13 protein-coding genes, 1 tRNA gene and 1 pseudogene are annotated in these 12,601 nt (G+C 64.9%); 9 read left to right on the forward strand and 6 right to left on the reverse strand.

Annotated features, from left to right (window positions below; translation table 11 throughout):
• Positions 1-48: 48 nt before the first annotated feature.
• On the reverse strand, positions 49-1,275 hold the full coding sequence (locus tag ACT53N_RS07930; protein WP_476063377.1) for a molybdopterin molybdotransferase MoeA: 1,227 nt from the start codon (positions 1,273-1,275) through the stop codon (positions 49-51).
• Between the two features lie 33 nt (positions 1,276-1,308).
• A pseudogene (locus tag ACT53N_RS07935) lies at positions 1,309-2,236 on the reverse strand (ferredoxin--NADP reductase).
• A gap of 384 nt (positions 2,237-2,620) precedes the next feature.
• Here ACT53N_RS07935 and ACT53N_RS07940 point away from each other — a divergent pair.
• Entirely contained in the window at positions 2,621-3,037 is a 417-nt protein-coding gene (locus tag ACT53N_RS07940) for a hypothetical protein (protein ID WP_476063378.1), read from the forward strand.
• A gap of 18 nt (positions 3,038-3,055) precedes the next feature.
• Here the strand turns inward: ACT53N_RS07940 and ACT53N_RS07945 are convergent, their stop codons facing one another.
• Positions 3,056-3,235: a hypothetical protein gene (locus tag ACT53N_RS07945; protein ID WP_476063412.1), complete on the reverse strand. Its 180-nt coding sequence runs from the start codon at positions 3,233-3,235 to the stop codon at positions 3,056-3,058.
• A gap of 233 nt (positions 3,236-3,468) precedes the next feature.
• On the opposite strand from ACT53N_RS07945, the gene ACT53N_RS07950 reads away from it, so the two are divergent.
• The 3 genes from ACT53N_RS07950 to nusG all read left to right on the forward strand — a co-directional run bounded on the left by ACT53N_RS07950 (position 3,469) and on the right by nusG (position 4,528).
• A tRNA-Trp gene (locus ACT53N_RS07950) sits at positions 3,469-3,544 on the forward strand.
• Positions 3,545-3,642: 98 nt separating this feature from the next.
• A complete protein-coding gene (secE, locus tag ACT53N_RS07955; RefSeq protein ID WP_310214908.1) occupies positions 3,643-3,960 on the forward strand; it encodes a preprotein translocase subunit SecE in 318 nt (105 codons plus the stop codon).
• 10 nt (positions 3,961-3,970) lie between these two features.
• Entirely contained in the window at positions 3,971-4,528 is a 558-nt protein-coding gene (gene nusG, locus ACT53N_RS07960) for a transcription termination/antitermination protein NusG (RefSeq protein ID WP_062099019.1), read from the forward strand.
• A gap of 81 nt (positions 4,529-4,609) precedes the next feature.
• Here the strand turns inward: nusG and ACT53N_RS07965 are convergent, their stop codons facing one another.
• Positions 4,610-5,674: an alpha/beta fold hydrolase gene (locus ACT53N_RS07965; RefSeq protein WP_476063379.1), complete on the reverse strand. Its 1,065-nt coding sequence runs from the start codon at positions 5,672-5,674 to the stop codon at positions 4,610-4,612.
• A gap of 362 nt (positions 5,675-6,036) precedes the next feature.
• Here ACT53N_RS07965 and ACT53N_RS07970 point away from each other — a divergent pair, with 362 nt between their 5' ends.
• Positions 6,037-7,836, forward strand: a complete 1,800-nt coding sequence (locus tag ACT53N_RS07970; RefSeq protein WP_476063380.1) for a methyl-accepting chemotaxis protein — start codon at positions 6,037-6,039, stop codon at positions 7,834-7,836.
• A 29-nt stretch (positions 7,837-7,865) separates the two neighbouring features.
• Here ACT53N_RS07970 and ACT53N_RS07975 read toward each other — a convergent pair whose 3' ends face one another.
• Both ACT53N_RS07975 and ACT53N_RS07980 read right to left on the reverse strand, forming a co-directional pair.
• The gene (locus tag ACT53N_RS07975) at positions 7,866-8,645 is read right to left on the reverse strand and encodes a hypothetical protein (protein ID WP_476063381.1); all 780 of its coding nucleotides are present in this window, start codon (positions 8,643-8,645) and stop codon (positions 7,866-7,868) included.
• Positions 8,646-8,775: 130 nt separating this feature from the next.
• On the reverse strand, positions 8,776-9,042 hold the full coding sequence (locus tag ACT53N_RS07980; protein ID WP_476063382.1) for a hypothetical protein: 267 nt from the start codon (positions 9,040-9,042) through the stop codon (positions 8,776-8,778).
• A gap of 23 nt (positions 9,043-9,065) precedes the next feature.
• On the opposite strand from ACT53N_RS07980, the gene rpsL reads away from it, so the two are divergent.
• From rpsL to ACT53N_RS08000, 4 genes are all read left to right on the forward strand, one after another.
• The gene (rpsL, locus tag ACT53N_RS07985; RefSeq protein ID WP_004624021.1) at positions 9,066-9,437 is read left to right on the forward strand and encodes a 30S ribosomal protein S12; all 372 of its coding nucleotides are present in this window, start codon (positions 9,066-9,068) and stop codon (positions 9,435-9,437) included.
• Positions 9,438-9,450: 13 nt separating this feature from the next.
• Positions 9,451-9,924 (forward strand): 30S ribosomal protein S7, encoded by a 474-nt coding sequence (gene rpsG / locus ACT53N_RS07990; protein ID WP_004624018.1) that lies wholly within the window; start codon positions 9,451-9,453, stop codon positions 9,922-9,924.
• 114 nt (positions 9,925-10,038) lie between these two features.
• Positions 10,039-12,117: an elongation factor G gene (fusA, locus tag ACT53N_RS07995; RefSeq protein WP_310214893.1), complete on the forward strand. Its 2,079-nt coding sequence runs from the start codon at positions 10,039-10,041 to the stop codon at positions 12,115-12,117.
• A gap of 116 nt (positions 12,118-12,233) precedes the next feature.
• Positions 12,234-12,601: GTP-binding protein (locus tag ACT53N_RS08000; RefSeq protein WP_476063383.1), on the forward strand; the 368-nt coding region annotated here is incomplete at its 3' end.

Consider the following 12,601-nt stretch of genomic DNA (forward strand, 5'->3'; position numbering starts at 1 on the left):
GCGAACTCAAATCCGGGCTTAGCACGTCAATTCTATGTCGTCGCGTTTTCAGCCGCGCCGGAGCGGCAGAACTTCCACCAGGTCTCCCGTCGCGGCGGCGGGCGCTCCGACCGGTCGCCGCAGCAGAGCATCGGCGCGCGCGAACACGCCGACCAGCGAGGAATCCTGATCGGGGAATGGCGTCGCCACCGCTCGCCCGTCTGGATCTGTCGACAGCGAAGCCCGCATCCAGTGCTCGCGCGGGCCGCCTGCGGGAAGCGGGATGGCCAAACGCGCGGGCGCCAAGCGAATGTCCGGCGCCGCCCCGGTGAGCGCCGCCAACAGCGGCCGTAGGAAAAGCTCTGCGCAGACCAGCGCCGAGGCCGGGTTGCCAGGCAGGCCCAGAACGCGGCGACCGTCTGCCAGGCGTCCGCTCCAGGTCGGTTTTCCTGGGCGCAAGGCGACCGTCTCGACCGACAGCGCCAAGCCCAGCGTCTTGAGCGCGGGCTTGACCAGATCGTGGTCGCCGACAGAGGCGCCGCCGATCGTGACAATAAGATCAACCTGTACTGGGGCCACAGCATCGGCGATCGCTTGGGCGTCGTCGCCTTGCGCGCTGAGCCGGACCGCCTCGCCGCCCCAGGCCTCAATCAGAGCCGCCAGGCTGAACGAGCCGCTCTCGAAAATCTGGTCGGAGCGAGGCGTCGCGCCGGGCGGAACCAGTTCGTCGCCCGTGGCTAGAACCGCCACGCGGGGGCGCCGCGCCACTGAGACTTCGGCGCGCCCGGCCGCGGCGATGAGGGAAAGGCGCCAGGGGTCGATGACGACGCCGGCCTCCAGCAGGACGTCGCCGGACTTGAAGTCGCCTCCCGCGGGCCGGATGTTGGCGCGAGGGTCCTCTCCCGCGTCAAAACGGACTTCGTCGCCGTCGCGGACGGCTTCCTCCTGGATGACGACAAGATCTGCGTTGGCCGGGATGGGCGCGCCGGTGAAGATCCGCACCGCTTCGCCTGCGCCGACAGGGCTTGGGTAGGCGGCGCCGGCCGCGCTTTCACCGACGATCCGAAAGCGCGCGCCAGGCGCGTAGTCGGCGCGCCGGATCGCCCAGCCGTCCATGGCCGAGGCGGCGAAGGGCGGTTGCGCGCGATCGGCGATGATAGGCTCAGCCAGACACCGCCCCAGGCTCTGGGTCAGGCGCACGGATTCAACGCCCAGACGGAACGCATCGGCGAGGATGCGCCGGCGCGCCTCTTCGACGGTCAGGTTTCTGAGGCTTGGAGAGGGCGAGTCGACCATCGTCAGACCGTAACCGATCCGGCGTCAGGGGCTCTAGCCGACGAACGCCCGCTCGATCACGAAATCGCCCGGTTCGGCGTTGGAGCCTTCCTTCAGGCCGTGGGCCTCGAGCAGGGCCGCCGTGTCCTTGATCATCGCCATCGAGCCGCACAGCATCGCCCGGTCGTTTTCCGGATCGAACTTGTCGCCCTCGATCCCCAGATCCGAGAACAGCTTGCCGCTGTTGATCAGGTCGGTGAAGCGGCCTTGCCGCTCGAACGGTTCGCGGGTCACCGTCGGATAGTAGGTCAACTGGGCGCGGGCCTCGTCCCCGACCAGCGGATCGTCGAAGATCTCTTGGGTGAAGAGGTCGCGATAGGCCAGTTCCTTCACCTCGCGCACGCCATGGGCGACGATGACCCGCTCGAAGCGGCTGTAGGCGTCGGGATCGCGCGCGACCGACAACCAGGGCGCCAGGCCCGTGCCGGTGCCGAACAGGAACAGCCGCTTGCCGGGACGCACGGCGTCCAGCACCAGGGTGCCGGTCGGCTTCTTGCCCAGAAGGATTTCGTCGCCTTCCTGGATCAACTGCAGGCGCGAGGTCAGCGGGCCGTCGGGGACCTTGATCGAGAAGAACTCCAGTTCTTCGGCGAACGAGGGCGAGCCGATCGAGTAGGCGCGCAAGATGGGCTTCTTTTCACCCAGCTCTTCCCGCGTCGGCAGGCCGATCATCACGAACTCGCCGGACCGGAAGCGAAAGCTTGCGGGGCGGGTGATCGCGAAGCTGAACAGTCGGTCCGTCCAGTGTTTCACCCACAGCACCTTCTCGACGAAGTACGGGGCTTCCTTCACGGGGGCGGCGGCGGTCGCGTTGGCCGTCATCTGAATTCTTCGTGTCCCTGACGCGCTCAGCGCGGAAAAGGCGGGCGCGCCCACGGCGCATGATGGAGCCGCCCAGGCCCTTCGGCGGCGCCTGTCTCATGTGTGGAAGCGCATCGTGATGTCAACGCCGGTTGTCTAATGCCGGGTTGGGAAAAACTCCTGCCCGGCACGTCGCCGCACGCCCATGCAGCGTGTCGAAAGTCGACCAAAAGTATTTCCGAGAACGCAAATATAAAAAATCAAGTTTGCAAACAGTTGTTTGACTGGCGAGGCCAAGATGCTTGGGCGGAAGATTATTTCTGGTGTGACGTCAGGTGTGTCCGAGGCGTGCCCCTGTCGACGCCTTCGCGACGATGGGCGTTCCCTGTCTCAAGGACGTGCAGACCAAGTTTTCGAAAACGGCGAAATTGTGATTGCCGCACCCCGAAACCGAGCGCAGACTTCACGTTGCTTCGTTCGCGAAGCCAACGATACGGAGGAACGTATGCGGGTTTGGTTCTCAGGGGCCGCCGCAGCGGCCAGTCTAGTAGCGGTTGGTTTGGCCGGTTGCAGTGACGGTGGCGCGAAGACAAAAGTCGCGCAGGCTCAGCAAGTCATCGTGGAAGCGACGCCTGTTACGGCGTCGGGTTGTGTCCGTCCGGTGGAGAACACCGACTGCCTCGTCGTAAAGGGACGTGGCGGCGGATACTATGACATCAGCACGGCGAGTCCGGCTCCGGACCTGAGCAAGGGGGTTGCGATCTCCTTGCAAGGCAAGGACATGGGCAAGAACACGCAGTGCGGCCGCCAACTGACGGACGTGCGGTGGTCTTACCTCGGCATTCAATGTGGCGCGTCCGTCCCCGCCAGCAGTTCGTCAACGGACAAGGGCGACAAGGCCAAGGAAAGCAAGGCGGGATAGCGTTTGATAGCCCGCCCTCTATCCCTCGCCGGAGCCCGGATCGGTTCGGGTTTTCGGCGAGCGGGTGGTGTCCGCCGCACCCTTGGGTTCTGTCGCTGGGCGCGGCGCCTCGCCTTCTTGAGCGGGGCGCATGTTCTCGTGCTCGACTTCGCGATTCGAGGGGCGGTCTTGCGTGGGCGGGTTCGATAGGCTGGGCATGAGCGGGTAACGTGCGGCGCGCAGCTTTGATCCTGGAAGGCCGGGCGAAAGGCCCATGCCGCGAAGTTCCGCACGCCAAAAGCGGCAATCCTCCGCGCCCCGCTTGCCGGGCGAGTGCGACCCTGCTAAATGGCGCGGCTCTGGCGACAGAGACAGGCGCGCCGAGGCTTGAACGCTTCCGGCGCGCTGTCTGTCTCCGGATGTCCGTCGGCCCGAAAGGGCGGTCGGTCCGCAGGAGTGTAGCTCAGCTGGTAGAGCATCGGTCTCCAAAACCGAGGGCCGGGGGTTCGAGTCCCTCCACTCCTGCCACTATATGTTTCCGACGGGTCGGTGTTTCGGCCCGATCGTTTTGGCCTCCGGGGCGCTCGCCGACCCGAGTCATTTAGAAAGTCGTGAGCCTCAAGAGCATGGCCAGGAAACCGGGATCCAGCCCGTCCGCGATGAAGAACCGCGCCGCTAAGACGGCGGCGGCGATGGCGCCTGCCGGCGCCGGCGCGACGGGCGCCGCCGCTCCCGCTCCGAAGAAGCGCACCAGCCCGGTGCAGTTCTTCCGCGAAGTGCGCGCTGAGGCTCGCAAGATCACCTGGACCACCCGCAAGGAGACCTGGATCACCTCGGTGATGGTCTTCATCATGGTGGTGCTGGCTTCGCTGTTCTTCACCGCCGTGGACGGCGGCATTGGCTTCGCCATCAACCAGCTTCTGAAGCTGGCGACCGCGGGATAAGATAGAGACGATGAGCACCGAAACCGCGTCCAACCCGAACCACAAGTGGTACATCGTCCACGCCTACTCGAACTTCGAGAAGAAGGTGGCCGAGAGCATCCGCGAGCAGGCCAAGAACCAGGGCCTGGAAGAGAACTTCTCCGAGATCCTCGTGCCGACCGAAGAGGTCGTCGAGATCCGTCGCGGCCGGAAGGTCAACGCCGAGCGCAAGTTCTTCCCCGGCTATGTGCTGGTGAAGATGAATCTCTCGGACGAAGCCTATCACCTGATTAAGAACACTCCGAAGGTCACGGGCTTCCTGGGCAGCGGCTCCAAGCCGATGCCGGTTTCTGAAAAGGAAGTTCAGCGGATCGTCGGCGCCATCGAAGAAGGCGTCACTGCCCCGAAGGCCGTGGTGCTGTACGAAGTCGGCGAGAACGTCCGCGTCACCGACGGTCCGTTCGCCAGCTTCAACGGCTCGGTGGAATATGTCGACGAGGAGAAGTCGCGCCTGCGCGTCACCGTCTCGATCTTCGGCCGCGCCACCCCTGTCGAGCTGGAATACAATCAGGTCGAAAAGATCGCCTGACGCGCTCCCGGTCTGCTGAAATCGAAAGCCCCGCGTCTTCCCGGCGCGGGGCTTTTGCTTTTGAGGGTTTGTCCGGCAGGCTTATTGCGCCAGTAGCTTGGCTAGGTCCGCCTTCCAGAACTTCGCGGCCGTGTGCGTCCCGTGGCCTCGGGTTTCTGTCGACGCCGGGATCAGCACGAAGCGGGCCTTAGGCATGCGCTTGACGAGTTGTTCGGCGAGCCCGAGCTCCGGCGGATTGATGAAGTCGTCGGCGGAGTTCACCCACAGCACCGGCACGGTGATCTTCTCCAGGTCAGGGGAGGGATCATAGTTGCGCGACGCGTCGATGTAGTAGAGCGCGTCATTGGCGTCGATCGCGCCGATCCGGGCGTTGAACGCCTGATCCAAGGCCTTTTCGGTCGCCTCGCGGGTCGGATACTGAGCCTGCTGCGCGACGGGGTTCGCGCCCGCCAGGATCAGCAGGTCGGTGACGGTGCGTAGGCCGCCCAAGGGCTGCGTCGTGTAGTTGCCGCCCATCCAGGCCGGGTCGGCGCGAATGGCGTCGATCGCCATTTTGCGCCACATGCGGTTGCGGCCCGCCAGGGGCACGGCGTTGCAGGCGAACGGCGCCAGGCGTTCGGCGAAGCCGGGATAGCTCTCGCCCCAGACAAAGGCGTGCATGCAGCCCATCGAGGTGCCGAGGATCAGCTTCAGGCGCTTCACGCCCAGGCCTTCGACCAGCAGGCGGCGCTGCAGAGCGACCATGTCATCATAGTCATAGCGGGGGAACGCCATGCGCAGGCCGTCGCTTGGCTTGGAGGATCCCCCGTGCCCGATGTTGTCGGGCAGGATGACATAGGTGGTCGCCAGATCGAGCGGCTGGCCTGGGCCGTAAAGTTCGTCGGCGAACATGGGGACGAGGAAGTTACGGCCCGAGCCGCCCGTGCCATGCAGCACCATCACCGCGTTGTCGATCTCGCCCTTGGCGTTCCGGCGCGGCGTACCTAGCGTGGTGTAGTGCATACGCACTTCCGCCAGGGTCTCGCCGGACTTGAAGGCGACGTCGCGGGCGATGAAGTCGCCGGTCTTGGTTGGCCACTCCGCAGCGAGCGCGGACAAGGGCAGGAACAGGGCCAGCAACAGTGCGGCGAAGATCATTCGGGTCATGCGATGAACCTGGAGCCCTTTCAGGTCTGTTTGTTGCGGCCGGATCGGACAAAAAGCGCCAGTTCAAACGCCAAGCGCGGCCAACCTCCGGTTCACACTAATCGGAAAAAGCTCCGGGCTGACAGGGGTCTCTTAAGGGGCGCGCAGCGCCGCTACGGACGTCCTCGACACTTTGAAATCCCGTTCCAGGAAGAAGCGCCCTGTCTTCCCCTCGGCTCGTGTCAGGAGAGTGCGTCGCGCTACCGCCTCCCTTGCTGCGGCGGATCGTCGCTCTGAATATGAGAACATTGTTATCGAATTGATTTTAATCATTTTTCAGGACGCTTAACCAAATAGTCGGGCGAACCACTAGGAATATTCCCGTGCGCGCCAGCATCTCCACCAAGGTCAGCCTGACGATCGCTCTGGCCTTCCTCGTCCTGACCCTCGCGGTCCTGGGAATTGTCGCCAAGAGCTCACTCGACTTCGCTCGCCGGCAGGCGACCCAGAACCAGGAAGCTAGCATGCGCGTGGCCTGGGACGTGGTGGGCGAGCGGGGCAAGGCGTTTCGACGGGAAGGCGATACGCTATTCGTAGGGGATCGGGCCCTCAACGGGGACTTCGAAGGCGTCGACCGCGTGAAGGCCCTTGTCGGCGGGACAGCCACCGTCTTCATGGGCGACAAGCGCATCACCACCAACGTCACCAAGCCCGATGGCTCGCGCGCCGTGGGCACCGTTCTCGCCAAGGGCCCCGTGTATGACGCCGTGCTGGGCCGCGGAGAGTCCTATCGTGGGGAAGCCAAGATCCTGGATAGGCCGTTCTTCGTCGCCTACGACCCGATCAAGGACACTTCGGGTCAGGTGATCGGCGTGCTCTATGTTGGCGTGCCGCAAGCTGACTATTTCCAGCCGGTCTATCGTCAACTGACCCTGCTGGCCGCCGCTTGCGTCCTGCTAGGCGCCGGCGGGGCCCTGGCCTCTGTACTGATGGCGCGGCGACAGCTGGCGCCGCTGGGCGCTTTGCGCAGCGCCATGAGCAAGCTGATGGGCGGCGACCTTACCGTCTCGCTCCCCTTCGCCGGCCGGCGGGACGATATCGGCCAGATGGCGGACGCGGTGCACCGCTTCCGCGACGAGTCACTCGAAAAGAGCCGCTTGGCGGGCGAAGCTGCGGCCGCGCGCGCGTCGGTCGAAGCCGAGCGTGAAGCCGCCGGCGCCGAAGGCGCGCGTCGCGCCGCCGATCAGGCTCAGGTCGTGCGCCGGCTGGCCGATGGTCTCCAGCGTCTTTCGGACGGCGACCTGACGGTCCGTCTCACCGAGCGCTTCGCTGACGACTATGAAAGCCTACGCGCCGACTTCAACCGCGCGGTGGAGGGGCTGGAAGGAGCCATGGTCGCGGTGGTGTCGGCCGTTGCTCAGCTCAACGCCGGGGCCTGCGGCATCGCCGACGCCGCCCACGACCTGTCCCGTCGCAGCGAAGCTCAGGCCGCCAGCCTGGAGGAGACCGCCGCCGCGTTGGACGAGATCACCGCTACGGTTCGCAAGACCGCGACCGGCGCCCAAGAGGCCTATCGCGCCGTCAGCGAAGCCCAAAGCGAGGCGGGCCGGTCACGCGAGGTTGTCGCCTCTGCGGTCGAGGCCATCGGCGGCATCGAGGTCTCCTCGCGTCAGGTCGCCCAGATCATTACCGTGATCGACGAGATCGCCTTCCAGACCAACCTCCTGGCTCTGAACGCCGGCGTCGAAGCCGCCCGGGCCGGCGAGGCGGGACGAGGGTTCGCCGTGGTCGCTCAGGAAGTGCGGGCGCTCGCCCAGCGCTCGGCCGAAGCCGCCAAGGAGATCAAGACCCACATCGCCGACTCCGAGCGACAGGTCGAGGCTGGCGTATCGCTTGTGGGCGCGGCGGGTGACACCCTGCAGCGTATCGCTAGCAAGGTCAGTGCGATCAGCACCGTGATCACCGAAATCGCCGCCAGCGCGCAGGAGCAGTCGGCCGGACTTTCCGAAGTCAACACTGCGGTCAACAGCATGGATCAGGGCACCCAGCACACCACGGCCATGGCCAGTCGCTCCGCGTCCTCGAGCCAGGCGCTGCTCGACGAAGTGCGAGGACTTGCCGAACTGGTGCAACGATTCCGGGTTCGCGAAGGCGCGGCGCACGCAATCCAGCGTGCGGCCTAGAAGCGCCGGATGACGCAGCATTCGCCGCACTAGGGCCGCTGGCCAGCCTTCTTCTGCAACTCCAGAAACCGCGTCGCCCGCTTTTCCAGGTCCTGGTTTCTTCGGATCTCGTCGGCCACCGACTTGCGTTCGCGGCCTAGGCCGTCCTGCTGCGCGCCTAGCACGAAGGGAATGTCCTTCATTGTTCCCAGGTGGTCCCGGCTGCGATGGTCGACGCCGGGGCCCATGGGCGCGTTCTGGTAGCGCCGATAGGCGTCCTGCGCGGCGGCTTGGGCGTCGAGCGCTTGTCGCTTGTCGGCATTCATGGCCGAGAGCGGATCGCCCTTGGCCTTGGCCGCTCCGAAGCGCTCGTCACATCGCTCCCGCTCCCGTCGGTTCAATCCCACCGCGTCGGCGCTGACGCAGCCGGTCGCGCTTGCGCGCAAGGCCGTCCGGAGGTCGCCGGCGCTGTCGCCCGGCAGGGGCGCGGGACGGATGGCGACGCCGGGGCGGGTCATGCCCGACGCTGGGACCTCAAGGGTCGGCGTTCCCGCCGGAACCGGGCGGGTGGGCGCGCGAACCTTGAGTTCCAGAGGTCGATCGGATGCGACGGAGGCCGCCGAAGACGGGGGGCGCCGCAGCGCCTCGTGAGGCGGCGGGCGCTGGAGCTCGAGCGTCATGGTCGAAAGATCGTCCTCCGTGACCGTCTGAAGCAGCGGCGGAGCGGGGAGGGCGAGCCACGCCAGCAGCGCGGCGTGCAGCAGCAGCGAGCCGGCGAGGATCGTCGCGCGGCGTCGCCTGTCGACGCGGGCCCCCATGCTGCCGCTCACCTGAACTCCTGGCCTTGCTTCGGGACGCGCCCCGACCCCAAATGGCGTTCCGCGCCAGTATGGCAAGCGGCGACGCCCCCCCGTAAGCTGCGCAGCTTCACATGGCGAAAACGCGGCCTGGATTGGGGCCTTAAGGCGGCGTTAACCGACGCGGGAACAGGCGGTTGACGCTGGACCACTTCGCGAGTAAATACCGCGCTCTTTTTCGAGGCGGTCGTTCGCGTCCGTCCTGATGAGCTTGCGTTCCTTCCGGGCTTTCGGGTCCGAGGGGATCTTGAACCCGCCGGCGTGCTTCCCGCGCTCCGGCGAGTTTCGTGTTTATCGGGTCTCCTAGCCGAGCCTTGAAAAGCCGAAAAACAAAGACAAGGACCTGAAGCGCCCCGGCCGAAAGGCACACGCTTCCATCAGAGCAGAGACTTAATGCCTACCATTAACCAGCTCATCCGTAAGCCGCGCTCTCCGAAGCCGGTGCGGAACAAGGTGCCCGCCCTGAAGGGCTGCCCGCAGCGTCGCGGCGTTTGCACCCGCGTTTACACCACGACCCCGAAGAAGCCGAACTCGGCTCTCCGTAAGGTCGCCAAGGTCCGTCTGACCACCGGCATCGAAGCCGTGTGCTACATCCCGGGCGAAGGCCACAACCTGCAGGAGCACTCGGTGGTGCTCATCCGCGGCGGCCGCGTCAAGGACTTGCCCGGCGTCCGCTATCACATCCTGCGCGGCGTCCTCGACACCCAAGGTGTCAAGGATCGTAAGCAGCGTCGTTCGCTCTACGGCGCCAAGCGTCCGAAGTAAGGAATAGAAGAAGATGTCCCGCCGCCGTCGCGCCGAGAAACGCCAAGTCCTGCCGGATCCCAAGTTTGGGGATCTGGTTGTCACGAAGTTCATGAACTACGTGATGTACGAGGGCAAAAAAGCCGTCGCCGAAAACATCATCTATGGTGCTTTCGACATCCTGGAAGCCAAGCGCAAGGACCAAGGTCCGCTTGAAACCTTCCACTCCGCTCTGGACAACGTCGCTCCGGCGATCGAAGTCCGTTCGCGTCGCGTTGGCGGCGCCACCTATCAGGTGCCGGTTGAAGTCCGTCCGGACCGTCGCCGCGCTCTGGCCATCCGTTGGCTGGTGACCGCTGCGCGCAAGCGCGGTGAGAACACCATGACCGAAAAGCTGGCTGGTGAGCTGCTCGACGCCTCGAACAACCGCGGCACCGCCGTGAAGAAGCGCGAAGACACCCACAAGATGGCCGAAGCCAACCGGGCGTTCTCGCACTACCGCTGGTAACCTTTCTTACCAGCACTCTTTCAGGCGCGGGCGGTTTGAGATAAACCGCCCGCGCCGCACGTTTAATCCCGGTCGTGTCCGTCCAGGGCCGCCCCGTTTCGCAGAGCGATCGCTATGCCCCGCACGCATAAAATCGAAGACTACCGCAACTTCGGCATCATGGCCCACATCGACGCGGGCAAGACGACGACGACCGAGCGGATCCTTTATTACACCGGTAAGTCGCACAAGATCGGTGAAGTCCACGATGGCGCCGCCACCATGGACTGGATGGAACAAGAGCAAGAGCGCGGCATCACCATCACGTCGGCCGCGACGACCGCTTTCTGGAACGAAAAGCGTCTCAACATCATCGACACCCCCGGGCACGTCGACTTCACCATCGAGGTCGAGCGCTCGCTGCGCGTTCTCGACGGCGCCGTGACGGTGCTGGACGGTAACGCCGGCGTCGAGCCGCAGACCGAAACCGTCTGGCGTCAGGCCGACAAGTACAAGGTTCCGCGGATCGTGTTCGTCAACAAGATGGACAAGATCGGCGCTGACTTCGACAAGTCGGTCGAGTCGATCCGCGACCGTCTGGGCGCGAAGGCTGTTCCGATCCAATTCCCGATCGGCGCCGAGTCGAACCTGAAGGGTCTCGTGGACCTCGTCCGCATGAAGGCCGTGGTCTGGGACAATGACGGTCTGGGCGCTTCGTACCGCGACGAAGAAATCCCGGCCGACCTGATGGACAAGGCCGTGGAAGCCCGCGCCTACCTGGTCGAAAACGCCGTCGAACTCGACGACGACGCCATGGAAGCCTATCTGGGCGGTGAAGAGCCCTCGATCGAGACGATCAAGAAGTGCATCCGTAAGGCTGTTCTGACGGGCGCCTTCTATCCGATCCTCTGCGGCTCTGCCTTCAAGAACAAGGGCGTCCAGCCCCTGCTCGACGCCGTCGTCGACTACCTGCCCTCGCCGGTGGATATCCCGCCTACCAAGGGCATCGACTTCAAGACCGAAGAAGAGACCACCCGTCTGGCCTCGGACGAGGAGCCGCTGTCGGTTCTGGCGTTCAAGATCATGGACGACCCCTTCGTCGGCTCGCTGACCTTCTGCCGCATCTACTCGGGCAAGATGGAAACCGGCATGTCGCTGCTGAACTCGACGCGCGACAAGCGCGAGCGCGTCGGCCGCATGCTGCTGATGCACTCCAACAACCGCGAAGACATCAAGGAAGCCTACGCCGGCGACATCGTCGCCCTGGCCGGCCTGAAGGAAACCCGCACGGGCGACACCCTGTGCGATCCGCTGAAGTCGCCGGTCATCCTGGAGCGCATGGAGTTCCCGGCCCCGGTTATCGAGATCGCCGTCGAACCCAAGTCGAAGGCTGACCAGGAGAAGCTGGGCGTCGCCCTGCAGAAGCTGGCCGCCGAAGACCCGTCCTTCACCGTCTCGACCGACTTCGAAAGCGGTCAGACGATCCTGAAGGGCATGGGCGAACTGCACCTCGACATCAAGATCGACATCCTGAAGCGGACCTACAAGGTCGAAGCCAACATCGGCGCGCCGCAGGTGGCCTATCGTGAATCGCTGGGCCGCAAGGTCGACATCGACTACACGCACAAGAAGCAAACCGGTGGTACGGGCCAGTTCGCCCGCGTCATGATCACCTTCGAACCGGGCGAGCCGGGTTCGGGCTTCGTGTTCGAAAGCGCGATCGTCGGCGGCGCCGTGCCGAAGGAATACATCCCCGGCGTCCAGAAGGGCCTGGAATCGGTCAAGGATAGCGGCCTGCTGGCTGGCTTCCCGCTGATCGACTTCAAGGCGACCCTGACGGACGGCAAGTTCCACGACGTCGACTCGTCGGTCCTGGCCTTCGAAATCGCCGCCCGCGCCGCATTCAAGGAGCTGCGCGAAAAGGGCGCTCCGAAGCTGCTCGAGCCGATCATGAAGGTCGAGGTCGTGACCCCGGAAGAGTATCTGGGTTCGGTCATCGGCGACCTGAACAGCCGCCGCGGCATGATCCAGGGTCAAGACATGCGCGGCAACGCGACGGTCGTGAACGCCTACGTCCCGCTGGCGAACATGTTCGGCTACGTGAACACCCTGCGGGGCATGTCGCAGGGCCGCGCTCAGTTCAGCATGGTCTACGACCACTACGATCCGGTGCCGCAACACGTCGCCGACGAAGTGATCAAGAAGTACGCCTAAGCTTTTCCTTAGGGAAAAGCGTGGGTTGCACGATCGGGAGGGCGCTTCGGCCCCTCCCGCCAACACCCCAGAAGTTCAACCATTGAAGGCCCCTCTGGGGTCCTGGAGCTAAGAAGATGGCCAAGGAAAAGTTCGAACGCACTAAGCCGCACTGCAACATCGGCACGATTGGTCACGTTGACCATGGCAAGACGACGCTGACGGCTGCGATCACGATCACGCTGGCGAAGTCGGGCGGCGCGACCGCCAAGAACTACGCCGACATCGACGCTGCGCCGGAAGAAAAGGCCCGCGGCATCACGATCAACACCGCGCACGTCGAGTACGAAACGGCCAACCGTCACTACGCGCACGTCGACTGCCCCGGCCACGCCGACTACGTGAAGAACATGATCACCGGCGCGGCCCAGATGGACGGCGCGATCCTGGTGGTTTCGGCCGCTGACGGTCCGATGCCGCAGACCCGCGAGCACATCCTGCTGGC

Source organism: Caulobacter sp. DMC95, assembly GCF_056313785.1.